Source organism: Geomonas edaphica (assembly GCF_004917075.1).
GTDB lineage: Bacteria > Desulfobacterota > Desulfuromonadia > Geobacterales > Geobacteraceae > Geomonas > Geomonas edaphica.
This window is the reverse complement of record NZ_SSYB01000004.1, coordinates 865,324-882,424: the sequence shown is the minus strand read 5'-3', so window position 1 is coordinate 882,424 and position 17,101 is coordinate 865,324. Positions and strand designations below refer to the sequence as shown.

General features: G+C 62.6%; 15 protein-coding genes. 7 read left to right on the top strand and 8 right to left on the bottom strand.

The window, feature by feature from the left end:
* Window positions 1-3: 3 nt before the first annotated feature.
* Both E8K79_RS21135 and E8K79_RS14755 read right to left on the bottom strand, forming a co-directional pair.
* Window positions 4-1,338 (bottom strand): LysM peptidoglycan-binding domain-containing protein, encoded by a 1,335-nt coding sequence (locus E8K79_RS21135; protein WP_162604671.1) that lies wholly within the window; start codon window positions 1,336-1,338, stop codon window positions 4-6.
* Window positions 1,339-1,351: 13 nt separating this feature from the next.
* Window positions 1,352-2,914 (bottom strand): hypothetical protein, encoded by a 1,563-nt coding sequence (locus E8K79_RS14755; protein WP_136515364.1) that lies wholly within the window; start codon window positions 2,912-2,914, stop codon window positions 1,352-1,354.
* 171 nt (window positions 2,915-3,085) lie between these two features.
* Here E8K79_RS14755 and E8K79_RS14750 point away from each other — a divergent pair, with 171 nt between their 5' ends.
* From E8K79_RS14750 to E8K79_RS14725, 6 genes are read left to right on the top strand one after another with little or no spacing between them, the layout of a single operon-like run.
* Complete coding sequence (locus E8K79_RS14750) at window positions 3,086-3,766, top strand: hypothetical protein (protein ID WP_136515363.1); 681 nt, start codon at window positions 3,086-3,088, stop codon at window positions 3,764-3,766.
* Window positions 3,753-4,535, top strand: coding sequence for a rhomboid family intramembrane serine protease (locus E8K79_RS14745; RefSeq protein WP_136515362.1), 783 nt, complete (start codon window positions 3,753-3,755; stop codon window positions 4,533-4,535). Before E8K79_RS14750 ends, E8K79_RS14745 begins: the two co-directional genes overlap by 14 nt.
* Before the next feature lie 32 nt (window positions 4,536-4,567).
* Window positions 4,568-4,876, top strand: a complete 309-nt coding sequence (locus E8K79_RS14740) for a hypothetical protein (RefSeq protein ID WP_198419826.1) — start codon at window positions 4,568-4,570, stop codon at window positions 4,874-4,876.
* Between the two features lie 56 nt (window positions 4,877-4,932).
* Window positions 4,933-5,445 carry a shikimate kinase gene (locus tag E8K79_RS14735; protein WP_136515361.1) on the top strand — a complete coding sequence of 171 codons (513 nt, stop codon included), beginning with the start codon at window positions 4,933-4,935 and terminating at the stop codon, window positions 5,443-5,445.
* A gap of 51 nt (window positions 5,446-5,496) precedes the next feature.
* On the top strand, window positions 5,497-6,840 hold the full coding sequence (locus E8K79_RS14730) for a GGDEF domain-containing protein (RefSeq protein WP_136515360.1): 1,344 nt from the start codon (window positions 5,497-5,499) through the stop codon (window positions 6,838-6,840).
* Complete coding sequence (locus E8K79_RS14725) at window positions 6,837-7,337, top strand: hypothetical protein (protein WP_136515359.1); 501 nt, start codon at window positions 6,837-6,839, stop codon at window positions 7,335-7,337. Before E8K79_RS14730 ends, E8K79_RS14725 begins: the two co-directional genes overlap by 4 nt.
* Window positions 7,338-7,401: 64 nt before the next feature.
* On the opposite strand, the gene E8K79_RS14720 is transcribed toward E8K79_RS14725, so the two are convergent.
* The 4 genes from E8K79_RS14720 to uvrA all read right to left on the bottom strand — a co-directional run bounded on the left by E8K79_RS14720 (window position 7,402) and on the right by uvrA (window position 12,215).
* Complete coding sequence (locus E8K79_RS14720; RefSeq protein ID WP_136515358.1) at window positions 7,402-8,388, bottom strand: serine/threonine protein kinase; 987 nt, start codon at window positions 8,386-8,388, stop codon at window positions 7,402-7,404.
* A 156-nt stretch (window positions 8,389-8,544) separates the two neighbouring features.
* A complete protein-coding gene (locus E8K79_RS14715; protein WP_136515357.1) occupies window positions 8,545-9,114 on the bottom strand; it encodes a hypothetical protein in 570 nt (189 codons plus the stop codon).
* Between the two features lie 75 nt (window positions 9,115-9,189).
* Window positions 9,190-9,354, bottom strand: a complete 165-nt coding sequence (locus tag E8K79_RS21320) for a hypothetical protein (protein ID WP_198419825.1) — start codon at window positions 9,352-9,354, stop codon at window positions 9,190-9,192.
* Window positions 9,355-9,377: 23 nt separating this feature from the next.
* Window positions 9,378-12,215 carry an excinuclease ABC subunit UvrA gene (gene uvrA, locus E8K79_RS14710; RefSeq protein WP_136515356.1) on the bottom strand — a complete coding sequence of 946 codons (2,838 nt, stop codon included), beginning with the start codon at window positions 12,213-12,215 and terminating at the stop codon, window positions 9,378-9,380.
* A 221-nt stretch (window positions 12,216-12,436) separates the two neighbouring features.
* On the opposite strand from uvrA, the gene E8K79_RS14705 reads away from it, so the two are divergent.
* Window positions 12,437-13,120 (top strand): pentapeptide repeat-containing protein, encoded by a 684-nt coding sequence (locus E8K79_RS14705; protein WP_136515355.1) that lies wholly within the window; start codon window positions 12,437-12,439, stop codon window positions 13,118-13,120.
* A gap of 70 nt (window positions 13,121-13,190) precedes the next feature.
* Here the strand turns inward: E8K79_RS14705 and E8K79_RS14700 are convergent, their stop codons facing one another.
* Window positions 13,191-13,391, bottom strand: a complete 201-nt coding sequence (locus E8K79_RS14700) for a cold-shock protein (RefSeq protein ID WP_135868829.1) — start codon at window positions 13,389-13,391, stop codon at window positions 13,191-13,193.
* A gap of 112 nt (window positions 13,392-13,503) precedes the next feature.
* Complete coding sequence (gene nifJ / locus E8K79_RS14695; RefSeq protein WP_136515354.1) at window positions 13,504-17,052, bottom strand: pyruvate:ferredoxin (flavodoxin) oxidoreductase; 3,549 nt, start codon at window positions 17,050-17,052, stop codon at window positions 13,504-13,506.
* Window positions 17,053-17,101 lie beyond the last annotated feature (49 nt).

Genomic DNA, 17,101 nt, shown 5'->3' with positions numbered 1-17,101 from the left:
TTCTTATTTTGCGCCGCACCCTTTGGGCATGGCCCACTTGTACCCGGCAGGGGGCGGCGCGTTGGTGATCAGCACACGTTTCCCCGCCGCATCGTCCTGCTGCAGCAGGAATCCTGATCCCCGCACCCCCTCCTGTAGTTGGTGCTCACCGTAGCCCGCCGTCAACCCCACCAGCTTGAACAGCTTTTCGGCTACGACTTTGAAATCCTCTTTCCCGCCCAGCATGAGCGCCCGGTACCCCGCCGTCTCCAGTATCCTGATCAGGGTGTAGTTGTACGGGTCGCTCTCGCCTATGCTGACGATGTAGCGCCCACCCTTGTACTCGAAAGAACGGTCCACCCTGATGCTGAAGGGGGTCGCTGCGCCGTCACCGGAATGGATGATCCTGTTGCGGCTCCAGTTTGCGGAAAGCGCGTTCAGTACAGAATCGACAATACTCGCCGTATCATGCTGGTTCACCGGACAGACCCACGTGGTAGCCTGCGGGACGGCCGGGATGGCAGGCGGGGCCGGCGCCACCTTGGCCGGAGTCGCTTTAGGTGCTGAAGCCGGTGCCGGTGCCTGAGCCTGAGCCTGAGCCTGAGCCTGAGCCTGAGCCTGAGCCTGAGCCTGAGCCTGAGCCTGAGCCTGAGCCTGAGCCGGGGGCGACGCAGGTACGGGTGTGGACACAGGAGCCGGTTTAGAAGCTGGTGCGGGAATCGGTTTAGCGGCCGGTGCCTGCGGAGCTACAACGACAGACTCCGGAGCACGTGGTGCCTCGGCAACAGGCTCGGGGGCCCGGGGAGCCGCCGCGGGAGCAGGTGCCGGCATCTTGGCGGACTCAACTTTCTTCTCCCTGCCCTCCTTCGCCTCCTTCGCCTCCTTCGCCTCCTTCGCCTCTTTCGCCTCTTTAGCAGCCTTCGGCGCGTGCTCATGGAGCGCCGCCGCCGGGATCAGCAGAGTCTTCCCGACCTCAAGCGACTTGATGTTGCGTATGCCGTTTACCTCGACGATGGAAGGGATGAGGCGTTCCGCCTGTTCGTTGGACAGGCCGAACCGGGCTACCAGGATCTTGAAGATGTGGTCCCCCGGCCGCACCGTGTAACGAACGTACTCCCCTTGTGCCGTCTCGGGACGGACCTTCTTCGCCGACGGGGCCGCCTTTGCGTTCGGCTCCTTCTTTACGGGAGCCTGTTTCTTGCTCTTCGGCACCTGCTTGGGTGACGGCTTGGCCGGCGCCGGCTGCTGTTGCCGCTCCAGTTCCTTCAGATCGATCTGGAATTCAGGCGAGGCCGCGTTCAGTTGGGCGGGAAGCAGAAGGAGGGCGGCAAGGAGCGCTCCCTTTTTGGCATGGATCATCGGTAGCCTCATATCAACGGTAATAGACCACCAGGGCCTTAATCTTGCTGCTGTCCTTGTGGCGGTATATGGTGAGCGCCAGGTCCCCGGGGGCGGAACACTGCTCGATGACGTACCCGTCTTTCGGGACGCTCGACTCGACGCGGTAGCTCTCCACGGCACCGAACTGCCTCAGCACCCTCTTGAACAGGTCATCGGAGATGACCCCGCCGGAAACCGGTATCACCTGGATGGCCCGGTACAGGTTGTTCTCCTTGAAGAGTTTGTACTCCGCTCTAAGGCCGACGTAGCGCACCCATCCTGGATTTTTCCTGCCGTACTCGGCGTCCAGCTTGGTCCCTTCCAGCATCTCCGGGAGCTTTTCGATTCCCTTTTTAGGCGCTGCCTGCGGCTGGACGGGAGCGGACGGAGCAGGCTGCGCGGGGGGCACCTTTGCTGCGGGTGGCGCCGCAGGCGCTGGGCTTTGCACCGGTGCTGCCGTCTTCGGAGCAGTCTGCCCGCCAGCGGGAGCGCTCCCGGGCTTGTGGGGCGATGCGGGCTTAGCCACAGGCTTTTCAGGAGGGGCCGAAATCTTCCCCGCGAGGTAGGAAACCAAAGGCACGGCGAGAAGAAGCAGCACCGGCACGATAAAGAGGTACGGCCTGCGCCGCTTGGTCTGCTGGGCCTTGCGAAGCGCCTCAGCCACGGTCTCCCCGGCGTAATATCCTCCACCCACCACCATAGTTTCGTCAGCGGCGGCAGCAGTTGACGGCGTTTGCCGCGAAGCCGCGTCCACCACTTTCCTGCCTACCTCGACGTGGTCCTCCACCTCGAGCATGGAGGCATCTATCGGCGCGATGTCCGTCTCGGCCCGCTGCATGACCTCCTCGAATGCCGAGGCTGCCGCCTTCCCAGCGGCGCGCGGCACCTCGGGATACTCCTCGGCTACCTTCGGTTCTGACACTTCCGGTTCCGGCGCTTTGGGAGTGAACGCCGCCGGCTCCCAGGCCTTCGGCTGAAACGGAACGAAGGCAGGCGTCTCGACCTCCTCCTCGTCCTGGGGGCCCGCTTCTTTCCCCGCGGCTACTGCCGTCGCATCAGGTACGGGCGCGCCCCCCTTGGTCCTCGCGGTCGTACGCTTTGCTGCCGTTGCGGTTTCCAATACCTGCGGCTCCGGAGCTTGCGGCTCCTGCGCGGGTGTATCCTCTACCGGCAGCTCCTTTCCCGGCGGCTCCGGAAGCGCAATCCCGGCCAGAAGCGCGGCTACGCTGCGTTCCAGGAAGGCATCGGTCATGGTGAGGTCGAGTGAGGTCCTCCCCTGCCTTTTGGCCTGGGCGGCGTCCTCGCTGTCACCGGCCAAAAGCACGAGCTTCCCGCCGGAGGGGAGCATCTTGTCGAGATGACGCAGTAGGATATCGCCGGAAAAACCGGAGATGCGGCTCTGCACGAAGGTGAATTCGGGGGAAGAGGCGGTAAGTTCGAGCTCTCCCAGGGGGAGGGTCGAGGCGGTCTGCAACTGCAGGGAACCCTGCTCCGCCATGGACTGGAAGATACGTTGCACCCTTTCGGTGTCTGCAATGAGTAGGACGCGCGTCACTGTTTCCCCTTGGTTTTTAACGGCACATTTTAGGGGAGGTAAAACGAATAATCAACAGCATTCATTTATGTGAGGGCTTTACAAGATGGCCCCAGCGCGTTTGGTTGCGCTGTCCGGCGGTAATGTGTTACATTTCCGCCGTGTCGGCAGCGCCGCCCCCCGGGAGTCCTAATGCACCCTGTCGTAAAAAAACTGTCCATGCTGCTGCTCGCGCTCATGCTGGCCGGCTGCAGCACGACCTATGTCCCGGTCAGCTTCGGGCAGGGGGACTTGGCGAAGAAACTATCCCATGAGGACCCGTTTCTTCGTCTTCTCTTCGACCGCTACGACCCGCAGCGCAGCACCCTGAGTGTTTCCGGTCCCTCTTTCGACGAGGTCATGATGCCGAGCGAGGTGAAGGACCATCTCGGTGCGTACCGACGCGACTCGAAAGTGATCTACCGCAACCTCTACCAGGAGTACACCCGTGACCAGCTCTGCTCTCTCATGCTGCACGAGTTCTCTCATCACATCTGGTATTACGGGATGAAACAGGAGCAGCGCGACGCCTGGCGCGCGCACATGGCGGCACATCCCACGGCGCTGCAGGCGCTGGTGCGCAGCACTTACCGGCCCGGCTCCGACTTCGACACCGAGGACTTCGCCTTCACCGTAGAACACGCCCGCCCCGTGGACTTGGACGAGCTGGCGACGCTGCAGATCATCACCCCCGACGACCGAGACGCCCTCATGGCGCTCAGATTCCCGGGGAAGGCCGCAGCGGCGACCGGCAAAGCGATTCGCAGCTCAGGCACGGACCACCCCACACAACTGCAAGCAAAGGAACATCTCGAGCGCCATGAAGATAATTGACCGACTGGACCGGAAGTTCGGCCGCTACGCCATCCCGAATCTCACCATCTACCTCATCGCGGGGCAATCCTTCTTCTACCTCATGTACATGACGGGGAAGCTGGACCGGATGGCGACTTACTTCTCCGCCGACCTCTTCATGTCGGGGGAATGGTGGCGCATCTTCACCATCCCGTTCGACCCGCCCAACTCCAGCCTCATATTCACCCTGATCGCCTGGTATTTCTTCTACATGCTCGGCTCTACCCTTGAGGAGCACTGGGGCGCCTTCCGGTACAACATCTACCTCCTATTGGGGTGCCTGATCACCTTCCTGGCGTCCTTTTTGATACCGGCGTACCCGGTGAGTAACGCCTTCTTGGCAGGCTCGGTCTTCCTCGCCTTCGCGACGCTCTTCCCGGAGTTCCAGATACTGCTCTTCTTCATCATACCGGTGCGCATCAAGTGGCTCGCGCTTCTCACCTGGCTGGGCTACGCCTACCAGCTCGTCTTCGGGGGGTGGCCCGCCCGGGTCATGGTGCTTGCCGCCACGGCCAACTACCTGATCTTCTTCGCGCACGACATCTACCTGAACCTGCGCCACGGCAAGAGGCAGATCGCTAAGAAGGTGCGCTTCGCCCCGCGCGAAGAGGTGCTGGTGCACCGTTGCACCACCTGCGGCATCACTGAGAAGACGCACCCTGACATGGACTTCCGCTACTGCCCCAAGTGCAACGGGCAATACGGCTACTGCAGGGATCACATCTTCAGCCACGAACACAAGAAATAGGCGCCCACGGGAGGCGCACAGGAGAAACGAGCATGCTTGAAAAGCTGAGCGGCATACAGGGAAAGTTGAACAACCTGGGCGACGAGGTCTACCAGACCTGGAACTACGAGCAGCGCCACGATGAGATCGGGAAACTGGTTCAGGGGTACCGAAATGGGCTGCCGGTGCAGATCCTGTGTCAGCTCTCCGCCTCCATCGCGGGCGGCACCGTCGAGGCCGCCGAGCACCTTGGCATCCTCATCTCCCGCCGGGAACGCAAGGCGATCGTCAATCGCGAGGCGGGAAGCGACAAGGCACTGCGCGCCCTGCTGGAGGCGACACTGCTGCCGACGCGGCAGTAATCCCGGAGTCCAGGCCTCGTGCGGAGAAGCGGCGCACACACGCCGCTGGGGGTTACATGGAACGACTCACCTTGATAGGGATGCCAGGCTCCGGCAAGAGCGCCATCGGGCGTACCGTCGCCGCGCGGCTCGGCTGGGAGTTCATCGACACCGATCATTGCATCGAGCAGTGCTTTGGAAAAAACCTGCAGGCGGTGGTCGACGAGCTCAATGCCGAGGAGTTCCGCCGGGTCGAGGAGGAGACCGTGCTGGCGCTTGCCCCTGACGGCCACGCCGTCATCTCCACCGGGGGAAGCGTAGTCTATTCTGAGCCCGCCATGCATCACCTCGCCTCAATCTCCACTATCGTCTTCCTCGCCCTCCCAGTTCAAAAACTGCATGAGCGCATAGCAAGTGAAGCACCGCGCGGCATCGTCGGGATGAGTGAAGGCGGTCTGGATGAGCTGTACGAACGGCGCTTCGCACTGTATCAGAAGCATGCTCACCACGTCATACTGCTGAACGACGAGACACTCGAAGAGGCGGCAACCAGGGTACTGTCCCAGTGCCGTCTCGCATCACACCACTGACAGCAACCGCCACGTTGACTTTGCCGGTGCCGTGCCCTAATATCTATACCCATGTCTGAGACAGCCAGCACAAGAACATCTTCCCGGTTCAGTCTGTCCAACCTGACCCTGATCCAGAAGATAACGGCAGGCTACGCAGCCATGGCGCTCTTCACCGCCGCGGCCCTGGTCTTCTCTTCCTACAACATCTACCGCAGCACCAACATCTCCCGTGATATCGCCAACAACGAGCTACCCGTCATCGGCGCCCTAATCGAGTTACGCTCCTCGTTACTGGCACAGGAAAGTTTCGCCGGGAAGTACATCATCCTCAGGGACCCCGCGTTCATAGATCTCTTTCACCAGCGGCAGGCCGAGGCACAGGCAAGCCTCACTATGCTGGAGCGGACGCCCCCCACCTCCGACCTCAAAGAGCTGAAGCGGCTTTATATCGAATACCAGAAGGCATCGGAAAAGCTCTTCTCCGGGCACTCGGCGGGCAACGGAGCGCTACGCACCCCGGCACTCAGGGTACTGAACGCCATCGACACGAGCTACCTGAAACGCAGGGACAAGCTGAAGGTGGTGCTCGCGCGCGCCGACGAACAGCAGAAGCGCACCGTCTGGTGGACCATCGCCATCTCCTGCACCGGCTTTCTCCTCGCCATCGGCGTCGCCCCGGTGGTAACCTACCGCACCTTCGGGGCGATCAGGGAGCTGCAAAGCGCCACGCACCGGATCGCCGCCGGTGACTTCGACTACCGCCCCGAGGTCCCCTACGGCGACGAGATCAGCGACCTCGCCCGCGACTTCACCAAAATGGCGGCGCGGCTCAAGGTACTCGAACAGATGAGCCTCGACGCAAGCCCGCTCACCCGGCTCCCCGGGAACATAGCGATAGAGCGTGTGCTCGAGGAACGCCTGCAAAGCGGCGCGCCCTTCGCCTTCTGCTACGCCGACCTCGACAACTTCAAGCCGTACGGCGACCACTACGGCTACGCAAAGGGGAGCGAGCTGCTCCGCCTCACCGGCGATCTGATCCAGGCCGCGGTGAAAGAAAACGGGGGGAGCGAGGGATTCGTCGGGCACGTGGGGGGAGACGACTTCGTCATGGTGATCCCGGTGGACCGGGTGACGCCAGTCTGCGACGAAGTGATCCGCAGCTTCAATGCCGAGGTGGCCAAACACTACTCCCCCGAAGACCTGAGGGCCGGCGGTATCGAAGGGAGCGACCGCTACGGCGTACATCGCTTCTTCCCCGTGATGACCATCTCAATCGCGGTGATCGTCTGCGGCAGGGACCAGTTCGCCTCCGCCGTCGAGATCGCGAGGGCCGCAGCCAAGGTGAAGGACCGCGCCAAGGGGAAGACTGGGAGCACCTACCTGATCGGGACCCCGGAAAGTGAGAAGGCATGAGAAAGACGCTGCTACTCATCCTGATCCTCCTATTCTGCGGAGGGTGCGCCGGCACCCGGACCGGGGAGGCGAACCTTTTCGACCGCTACAGCGGATCCCGCCAGCTCGCACGGGCGACGACGCTGCTCCAGGAAGGAGACGCTACCGGTGCCGCCGGACTTCTGACCGCGGTTTGCAACGCACCCGGCGTGGCGGGAGTGACCGACGAGGCACTCTTCCGCCTGGCCCTTCTGACCATGAAAACCAAGGCGGACCGTCCCGCATCGGCGCAGGCGCAGCGCCTCTTGCGGCGGCTGAAGAAGGAGTATCCGGCGAGCCAATGGACCCTGCTGGCGGCTCCGGTAACCGACCTGGTGAACCTGGCCGAAGAACAGAAACGACAAAACCGCGCCCTGCGCACCAGCAACCAAGCGCTCAACCGCGAGATGGAGGAACTGAGCCAGCGCATCGAGCAGTTGAAACACCTGGACCAGGAACTGGAGAAGAAGTCCCGCTAGCGCGGTACGGTGCGACGTGTAAAAAAAGAGGCGGCCCAATGGGTCGCCTCTTTTTTCTTGAAGGTCAGGGAAGTTCCAGCGGCGGCTCATCCAGCGCCGCCAGCTGCTCGCGCAACTGGAGCAGATGCTCGCCCCAGTAGCGCACAGTGTTGAACCAGGGGAAGGCGACTGGGAAAGCGGGATCGTCCCAGCGCCGGGCAAGCCACGCGCTGTAATGCATCATGCGCAGCGCCCGCAGGGGCTCGATGAGGCGCAGCTCGGCCGGGTTGAAGTCGTAAAACTCGCGGTACCCCTTGACGAGCTGGGCAAGCTGTGCCAGCTGGCGCGGCCGGTCTCCCGAGAGCATCATCCAGAGGTCCTGTACCGCCGGCGCCATGCGCGCGTCGTCGAAGTCGACGAAATGGGGGGCGTCGTCGCGCCAGAGGATGTTCCCGGCGTGGCAATCGCCGTGAGCCCGGACACAGGCGAGCTGTGGTACCGAGGCGAAGGCGTCGTCGATCCCCTGCAAAAGCTGCCGGGTCACCGCCTGATAGCTCTCGCGGTATTCGTCCGGGATGAACCGCTCGGCGATGAAGGCAGCGCTGGCGTAGCCGAAGTCGCCGCTTGTGAGCGCGGGGCGGCATTCGAAGGGGCGCACCGCCCCGATACTGTGGATACGGCCCAACATGCGGCCGAGGATCAGGAGATTCGCGTCGTTGTCGAACTCGGGTGCGTGCCCCCCCTGGCGCGGGTAGAGCGCGAAGCGGAACCCCTTGTAGTGGAAAAGGCTCGCACCGGCCTGGTTCAGCCATGGGGCCACCACTGAGAGCTCGTGCCCGGCGAGTTCGAGGGTGAAGCGGTGCTCCTCGATGATCTGGTCGTCGCTCCAGCGCCCGGGCCGGTAGAACTTGACGATGAGCGGCTTTTCCTCCTCTATCCCCACCTGGTAGACGCGGTTTTCGTAGCTGTTGAGGGCCGAGGTGCGGCAGTCGCAGCGAAACCCCTGGCTCTCCACGGCGTCCATGATGAAGTTCGGGTTCAGGGTATGGAACGGGTGCTGCGCGTCATGCATAGGACTCTCCTGCGTGATTTTGACCGATGCACAATAGCATCAATTGCGGCGGGAACCAAGAGATGAGTCGGGCAACCATGGGCCTCGACGTATGGACATAAAAAAGCCTGCAACGTCCGTCACGCTGCAGGCTGTGTAACCGTTTTCTCGGTCCTGTTAGAAGAGCGCCCTGGTGATCATGTCGGCAGGCGCCTGCAGCGGCCCGAGTGGATTAACCTGGTCCGTCATCTGGTCGATCTTGGGTTCGCCGCTGGAAAGCTTGTACGCCACATGATGGTTCACGAAGACGACGAGCGCCTTGAAACGCCAGCCGGTCTCGTGGGTCTTGCGCTTGAAGTTCAAGATATCGAGCCAGAAGTTGCCGACCCGCTTGCTGTAGTTGCGTTTGGGCTCGAAGACGTAGGCACGGCAGTCCTCGCGCGCCCTCAGGCATGCCTGCAGCCCCGGGTCGATGTCCTTGGCCGGCAGCCCTTGCAGCATGGCGGCGATGTCCAGGTAGTTGAGGACCCTTATGTTGGGGGAAGACTTGATGTCGAACCCCATCTTTTGCAGGTCCTCCACTGTGGTCTTCCCGACGACGATGCTGTCAAAGGACGCCTTCGCCGCTTCGTACTCCTGCCACGGCGACTCGGTGATCGCTTTCGTTCTGGGGAGTAGATTGGAGCAGCCGACCTGTGTCAGCAGCAACAGGAAAAACATGATCTTGATAAGCGATGCGTTGCACATGAGAAGCTCCTTCCGTACACCGCTAGAAAAACAATGAGCAGATTATAACGTACTTTCTCGTTAAAACGTGTTTGGCTATCCCTTCTTTTTGCGGGCCTTCAGGCCGCAGTACGGACAACGTTTCTGCGGGACCCCCCTGTTGCAGGAGCCGCACCAGAAAGGCTCGGACTCCTCCTCCAGGCAGGCGGCGCACCCTGTCCTTTCCTCAGGGGTGTGGCTGCATTTTTCTCCGCCCGCCATGGTCTCCTCCCCGTCCCCGTCGACTAGGGGAGCATCTTCGCGAGGTACTGCCCCGTGTAGGAGCGCTCGACGCGCGCCACCTGCTCCGGGGTGCCGACCGCGATGATCTCACCGCCGCGGTCCCCGCCTTCCGGCCCTAGGTCGATGATCCAGTCCGCCGTCTTGATGACGTCCAGGTTATGCTCGATCACCACGATGGTGTTTCCCGCCTCAACGAGCTTGTGCAGCACCTCCAAAAGCTTCGCGATATCGGCGAAATGAAGGCCCGTGGTCGGCTCGTCCAGGATGTAGATGGTGCGCCCGGTGGCGCGCTTTGAGAGTTCCTTGGCGAGCTTCACGCGCTGCGCCTCGCCGCCGGAGAGGGTCGTGGCCGACTGGCCGAGCTTTATGTAGCCGAGCCCTACCTCTTCCAGGGTCTGCAGCTTCGTCCTGATGCGCGGGATGTGCTCCAGGAAAACGAGGGCCTGCGAGACCGTCATGTCCAGGACCTCGGCGATGGAGTGCCCCTTGAAGCGCACCTCCAGTGTTTCGCGGTTGTAACGGGCCCCCTTGCAGACCTCACATTCCACGTACACGTCGGGGAGAAAGTGCATCTCTATCTTTATGATGCCGTCCCCGGAGCAGGCCTCACAGCGCCCCCCCTTCACGTTGAAGGAGTAGCGCCCTGGCTTGTAGCCGCGCACCTTCGATTCTGGCAGCTGGGCGAAGATCTCCCGGATCTCGGTGAAGAGCCCGGTGTAGGTCGCCGGGTTCGAGCGCGGCGTCCGCCCGATCGGGGACTGGTCGATGTTGATGACCTTGTCGAGCACCTCGGTCCCGCGGATCGCCCGCACCGCCCCCGCCTTCTCGCGGCTCTTGTAGAGGCGCTGATTCAGAGTCTTGTACAGGGTGTCGATGATGAGCGACGACTTCCCCGAACCTGAAACGCCTGTGATGCAGGTCATCACCCCGAGCGGCACGTCGACGCTCACGTTCTTCAGGTTGTTCTCCGCCGCACCCTCGATGTGCAGGAAGCGGTTCCCTTTTCTGCGCTTTTTAGGTATCGGGATGGTGAGCGCGCCGGAGAGGTAGCGGCCGGTAAGGGAGTGCGGATTCGCCATGATCTCGGCCGGAGTCCCCTCGGCCACGACCTCGCCGCCGTGCACCCCGGCCCCCGGCCCCATGTCGATGACCCAGTCCGCCTCGGTGATGGTCTCCTCGTCGTGCTCGACGACGAGCACCGTGTTGCCGATGTCGCGCAGGTGCCGAAGCGTCGAGAGTAGACGCCCGTTGTCGCGCTGGTGCAGCCCGATGGAGGGCTCGTCGAGGATATAGAGGACACCTACGAGCGAGGAGCCGATCTGGGTCGCGAGCCTGATCCTCTGTCCCTCACCCCCTGAAAGTGTCCCGGAGGAGCGGTCCAGGGAGAGGTAGTCGAGCCCTACGTTGACCAGGAAGTGCAGGCGCTCCCGGATCTCCTTCAGGATCCTGCGCGCGATGTCCTCCTCCTTGTCGGTGAGGGAAAGCGCTGCGAAGAAGGCGAGGGAGTCCTTGATGGAAAGCGCGGTCACCTGCCGGATGTTTCTCTCCCCCACCGTCACGTGGAGCGCCTCCTTTTTGAGGCGCGCCCCCTCGCAGGTCGGGCACGGCATCACCCCCATGTACTTCTCGAGCTCCTCGCGCACCTGCTCCGATTCGCTCTCGCGATGGCGCCGCTCCAGGTTGTTCAGCACCCCTTCGAAGGCCTTCTTGTAGTTGTGCTTCTTCCCGGTCTCGTCGATCCACCAGAACTCGACCTGCTCTCCTTGCGACCCGTTCAGGATCACGTCCTTCGCCTTCTTCGAGAGGCTCTTGAAGGGTGCGTGCATGTCGAAGCCGTAGGCCTTAGCAAGTGCGGAAAGCGTCTGCTGGTACCACCCGGAGAAGCGCTTCTCCCAGGGGGCGATGGCGCCGTCGGCGAGCGAGAGCTCCGGCTCCGGGATGACCAGCTCGGCGTCGAGGTACATGCGCGTGCCAAGGCCGGTGCAGTCCGGGCAGGCGCCGTAAGGGTTGTTGAAGGAGAACATGCGGGGGGTCATCTCGGGATAGGAGATGCCGCACTCGATGCAGGCCGCCGACTCCGAGAAGAGGTGGGTCTCGGCCTTCACACCGCGGCTTTCATCCTCGGAGAGCGCCACCTTCACGATCCCCTCAGCATGGGAGAGTGCGGTCTCCAGGGAATCCGCGAGGCGCTTCTCGAAGCCCGGCTTCACCACCAGGCGGTCCACCACGATGTCGATGTCGTGCTTTTTCTTCTTGTCGAGGGTGATCTCTTCGGCGAGGTCGTGAGTCTCGCCATCGACGACGACCCTTACGAAGCCGTCCTTTCTAAGCTGCGCCAGTTCCTTTTTGTACTCTCCCTTCCTGCCGCGCACGATCGGGGAGAGCAGGGTCAGCTTCGCCCCCTGGGGGAGCGCCGCGATCTGGTCCACCATCTGCGACACCGTCTGCGACGTGATGAGCCGGCCGCAGTTGTAGCAGTGCGGCTTGCCGATGCGGGCGAAGAGCAGGCGGAGGTAATCGTAGATTTCTGTGACGGTTCCCACCGTCGACCGGGGGTTCTTACTGGTAGTCTTCTGTTCGATGGAGATGGCCGGGGAGAGCCCCTCGATCGATTCGACGTCCGGTTTCTCCATCTGCTCCAGGAACTGGCGGGCGTAGGCGGAGAGGGACTCGACGTAGCGCCGCTGCCCTTCCGCGTAGATAGTGTCGAAGGCGAGCGTCGATTTCCCCGAACCGGATATGCCGGTGATGACCACGAGCTGGTCGCGCGGGATTTCTACGTCGATGCATTTGAGGTTGTGCTCGCAGGCACCTTTTACGATGATCTTGTTCGTTGCCATGATGCTCCCGATGAAAATTATCTGCGTGGCGCGCCGGGCGCGCGACTGTTAAATATAGCACACCGCCCCGCTTATTGTCGGGACGGCACCTCCATTATAATGAGAATATCGTCCATACCACAAGGTAAACACCTTTCAGTTTTTTCGCACCCCTGCCGATAAGGGAACAAGCACACCCCCGGGACCGATCCGGGGAGTCGGAACACGTTACGGAGGCGCTTATGAACCGCCCTTTTGCAGCGCATATCGCACGCATCACCCTCGCCGCCTGGCTGGCCGCGACCTATCCCGCACCTGCACTGGGGGCCGACGCCCCTGCGCCCGCTCCCGCCAAGGAAGCACCCGCCAAAGATAATGCGGCCAAGGACAACGCCGAGGCACAGACCCTAAAGGCGGCCGAGGCGAAGCTGGCCGCCCTCGCCAAAGAAGTGGAGTCGGGGAAGTCCGCGGCCCAGGTCAGCAAAAAGAAAGGCGGCAAAAAGCAGGTCAAGGGAAAGAAAAAAAAGGTAGCGAAGGGTAAGAGAAGCGCGAAGGGCAAGGGGGGGAGCGCGGCGGTCAAGGCGAAGGTCACGGACCGGCGCATGACCCAGCCCGAGGTGCAGAGGATCCTCTCCTCCACGCGTGACTTCTCCGGTGCCGACTTAAGCGGCCTCAACCTGGTGGGTTACGACCTGGCGGGCGCCAAATTCAACCGCACCAACCTGCAGTCCGCGAATCTGGAGCGGGCAAACCTCGCGGAGACCGACCTCGAGCTCGCCGACCTGACTGGCGCCAACCTGCGCGGCGCCTCGCTGAACCAGGCGCGCCTCAGGGGAACCCGAATGGCGGGTGCCAAGCTGGAGGGGGCACTTTGGACCGACAAGACCATCTGCCGTTCCGGTTCGGTCGGCACCTGCATCGAATAGCGGCGCAGACGATGCGCACAAAAAAAAGCCCCCGGAAAATCCGGGGGCTTTTTGTCGTTTAAAGGTAGCTTTAAACCCTGACTACATTGGCCGCCTGGAGACCTTTCGGCCCCTGCTGCACGTCGAAAGTTACGGAATCGCCTTCTGCCAGGGACTTGAAGCCGTCGGACTGGATGGCGGAGAAGTGTACGAACACATCCTCGCCGTTATCCTGCTCGATGAAACCAAAACCCTTGCTGTCATTGAACCACTTAACTACACCTTTAGCCATTACGACTTCTCCTGTTACTACTCTTTCGTGATAAGCGGGACCATCCCCGGCACTGGTAAAGAGTTTAAGCACGGGTCTGGTCCCTGTCAAGCGCTTTTGTTAGATTTCTTTCTTATTTCTCGAACTCCATTTCAGCCATCCGCTTGTACAGATCGAAGCGGCGTGCTGTGAGTTCCGCCGAGCGCGCCATGAGTGCAGCGGCGGCGTCCGGGTTGTTCTTCTTCAGTACGCGGTAGCGGTTCTCTCCGTAGGCGTATTCCTCGAGAGAGATGCTCGGGTCCTTGCTGTCGAGGACGAGCGGGTTCTTGCCCTGCTCGGCGAGCTCCGGGTTGTAGCGGACGAGCGGCCAGTGGCCGGAGGCGACCGCACGCTTCTGGGTCTCTACCGCGGTGGCCATGTCGATGCCGTGCGCGATGCAATGGCTGTACGCGAGGATAAGGGACGGGCCGTCATAGGCCTCCGCCTCGATGAACGCCTTGACGCACTGTGCCGGGTTGGAGAGGGCGACCTTGGCGACGTACACGTTGCCGTAGGCCATGGCGATCATGCCGAGGTCCTTCTTGGCCTGCGGCTTGCCGCCGGCGGCAAACTGCGCCACCGCGCCCATCGGCGTCGACTTAGAGGCCTGGCCGCCGGTGTTGGAGTAGACCTCGGTGTCGAGCACGAGGAGGTTCACGTTCTTGCCCGAGGCGATGACGTGGTCGAGGCCGCCGTAGCCGATGTCATAGGCCCAGCCGTCGCCGCCCACGATCCAGACCGACTTCTTGACGAGGTAGTCGGCGAGGGAGAGGAGCTGCTGCGCCGCCGGCTCCTTGCTTGCTGCGAGCGCCTGCTTCAGCTCTTCGACGCGTGCACGCTGCGCCTCGACGCCGGCCTGGTTCTGCTGGTCGGCACCCTTTATCTGCGCGACGAGTTCCGCCGGGAGGGAGACCTGATCCAGGAGCTCCTGGGCGGCCTGGTTGAACTTGTCAACGGCGAGCCTCATGCCGAAGCCGAACTCGGCGTTGTCCTCGAAGAGCGAGTTGGACCAGGCCGGGCCGCGCCCGTCCGCGTTCTTCGCCCACGGGGTGGTCGGCAGGTTGCCGCCGTAGATCGAGGAGCAGCCTGTGGCGTTGGCGATGAGCGCGCGGTCGCCGAAGAGCTGGGAGAGGAGCTTCAGGTACGGGGTCTCGCCGCAGCCGGCGCAGGCGCCGGAGTACTCGAAGAGCGGACGTGCCAGCTGGCTACCCTTCAGGGTGTCGACCTTGATGAGGCTCGGGTCGGTCTCGGGGATGTTGAGGAAGAAGTCGTAGTTGGCCGCCTCGGAAACCCTGAGCGGCGCTTGGAACTTCATGTTGATCGCCTTGTGCTTAGGATCATCCTTGGACTTGGCCGGGCAGTTCGCCACGCAGGCACCGCAGCCGGTGCAGTCTTCGGGGGCTACCTGGACGGAGGCCTTCTTTCCCTTGAATTCGTTGCCGCGGGCATCGGCGGACTTGAAGGTGGCCGGTGCGCCGGCGAGCTTGTCGGCGTCGTACACCTTCATCCTGATGGAGGCGTGCGGGCAGATGAAGGAACAGATGCCGCACTGGATGCAAAGGGCCTCGTCCCATACCGGGATGTCGACGGCGATGTTCCTCTTCTCGTACTGCGAGGTCGCGGTCGGGAAGGTGCCGTCGGCCGGGATCTTGGAGACAGGGAGCTGGTCGCCGAGGCCTGCGATCATGGTGGCGGTTACGTTCTGGACGAAGTCGGGGGCGTGGGCGCCGACGACCGGGGGCTTTCTGAGCGCGCTGGTGGCGGTAGCTGGTACCTGCACCTCGAAGATGTTCTCGAGCGCTGCGTCCACCGCCTTGTTGTTCATCTCGACGACCTTCTCGCCGGACTTGCCGTAGGACTTCTTGATGGCGTCCTTGATCGCGGCGATGGCGGTGTCGAGCGGGATGATGTTGGAGATCTTGAAGAACGCGGTCTGCATGATCACGTTGATCCTGGCGCCAAGGCCCAGCTTCTCGGCGAGCTCGATGGCGTTGATCACGTAGAACTTGAGCTTCTTCTCGATCATCTGCTGCTGCACCTCGACCGGCATGGAGTCCCACACCTTGTCGTGCTCGAAGGGGGAGCAGAGGAGGAAGGTGGCTCCTTCCTTCGCGTTCGCCAGCATGTCGTACTTCTCTAGGAAGGAGAAGTTGTGGCAGGCGACGAAGTCGGCCTGGTCGATCAGGTACGGCGCGTGGATCGGGTTCTTGCCGAAACGCAGGTGCGAGGTGGTCACCGAGCCCGCCTTCTTGGAGTCGTACACGAAGTAAGCCTGGACGTTGTTGTCGGTGGTCTCGCCGATGATCTTGATGGAGTTCTTGTTTGCGCCCACGGTGCCGTCGGAGCCCAGGCCATAGAACATGGCGGCGTAGGTGCCGGCGGAGGGGTTCACGAACTTCGGATCGTACTCGAGGGAGGAGTTGGTCACGTCCTCGATGATGCCGACCACGAAGTGGTTCTTCGGCTTGTCGAGCTTCAGGTTGTCAAAGACCCCCTTGGCCATGCCCGGGGTGAACTCTTTGGAGCCCAAGCCGAAGCGGCCGCCGACGATGATCGGGTACTGCTTGAAGTTGGTGAGCCCGTCGCCCATCGCCTCGCCGATCGCGGTCCGAACGTCCAGGTAGAGCGGCTCGCCCAGGGAGCCCGGCTCCTTGGTGCGGTCGAGTACGGCGATCTTCTTCACGGAGGCGGGGAGCGCCGCGGCGATGGCGGCGACCGGGAACGGCCTGAAGAGGCGGACCTTCAAGAGGCCTACCTTCTCGCCGGCGGCGTTCAGGGTGGCCATGGTCTCCTGGACGGTGTCGGCGGCGGAGCCCATCACGATGATGACGCGCTCGGCGTCCGGGGCGCCCACGTACTCGGCGAGCTTGTATTGGCGGCCGGCCACCTTGGCGAACTTGTCCATCTCCTCCTGCACGATGGTGAGGCAGGCGGGGTAGTAGGGGTTGACCGTCTCGCGACCCTGGAAGTAGACGTCCGGGTTCTGGGCGGTGCCACGCATCACCGGGCGGTCCGGGGTCATGCAACGGTCACGGTGCGCCTGGACCAGCTCCGGGGTGATCATGGCCCTCATGTCGTCAAAGGTGAGTTCCTCGACCTTCTGCACCTCGTGGGAGGTCCTGAAGCCGTCGAAGTAGTGCATGAAGGGGACGCGGGCCCTGAGGGTCGCGGACTGGGAGATCAGGGCGAAGTCCATGACCTCTTGCACGTTGTTGGAACAGAGCATGGCCCAGCCGGTGGAGCGGGCCGACATGACGTCGGAATGGTCACCGAAGATGTTGAGCGCGGCCGCGGAGATGGCGCGGGCGGAGATGTGGAATACGGTCGAGGTGAGCTCACCGGCGATCTTGAACATGTTCGGGATCATCAGCAGGAGCCCCTGGCTCGCGGTGAAGGTGGTGGTCAGTGCGCCCGCCTGCAGGGAGCCGTGCACGGCACCGGCGGCGCCACCTTCCGACTGCATCTCGGCGACCGAAGGGACGGTCCCCCAGATGTTCTTCTCGCCCCGGGCGCTCTTCTCGTCCGAGATCTCCCCCATGACGGAAGAAGGGGTGATCGGGTAGATAGCGATCACCTCGTTGGTGGCGTGGGCCACGTGGGCTGCCGCGGTGTTACCGTCGATTGTTACCATTCTGCGGGACATTGATTTCCTCCTGTAGTTTGAAAATCTTGCATTGGCTTTACGGTAAAAG

Coding starts and splice junctions, on each gene's coding strand:
- E8K79_RS21135 (WP_162604671.1), bottom strand. CDS start 1,338: ATGATCCATGCCAAAAAGGGAGCGCTCCTTGCCGCCCTCCTTCTGCTT.
- E8K79_RS14750 (WP_136515363.1), top strand. CDS start 3,086: ATGCACCCTGTCGTAAAAAAACTGTCCATGCTGCTGCTCGCGCTCATG.
- E8K79_RS14745 (WP_136515362.1), top strand. CDS start 3,753: ATGAAGATAATTGACCGACTGGACCGGAAGTTCGGCCGCTACGCCATC.
- E8K79_RS14740 (WP_198419826.1), top strand. CDS start 4,568: ATGCTTGAAAAGCTGAGCGGCATACAGGGAAAGTTGAACAACCTGGGC.
- E8K79_RS14735 (WP_136515361.1), top strand. CDS start 4,933: ATGGAACGACTCACCTTGATAGGGATGCCAGGCTCCGGCAAGAGCGCC.
- E8K79_RS14730 (WP_136515360.1), top strand. CDS start 5,497: ATGTCTGAGACAGCCAGCACAAGAACATCTTCCCGGTTCAGTCTGTCC.
- E8K79_RS14725 (WP_136515359.1), top strand. CDS start 6,837: ATGAGAAAGACGCTGCTACTCATCCTGATCCTCCTATTCTGCGGAGGG.
- E8K79_RS14720 (WP_136515358.1), bottom strand. CDS start 8,388: ATGCATGACGCGCAGCACCCGTTCCATACCCTGAACCCGAACTTCATC.
- E8K79_RS14715 (WP_136515357.1), bottom strand. CDS start 9,114: ATGTGCAACGCATCGCTTATCAAGATCATGTTTTTCCTGTTGCTGCTG.
- E8K79_RS21320 (WP_198419825.1), bottom strand. CDS start 9,354: ATGGCGGGCGGAGAAAAATGCAGCCACACCCCTGAGGAAAGGACAGGG.
- uvrA (WP_136515356.1), bottom strand. CDS start 12,215: ATGGCAACGAACAAGATCATCGTAAAAGGTGCCTGCGAGCACAACCTC.
- E8K79_RS14705 (WP_136515355.1), top strand. CDS start 12,437: ATGAACCGCCCTTTTGCAGCGCATATCGCACGCATCACCCTCGCCGCC.
- E8K79_RS14700 (WP_135868829.1), bottom strand. CDS start 13,391: ATGGCTAAAGGTGTAGTTAAGTGGTTCAATGACAGCAAGGGTTTTGGT.
- nifJ (WP_136515354.1), bottom strand. CDS start 17,052: ATGTCCCGCAGAATGGTAACAATCGACGGTAACACCGCGGCAGCCCAC.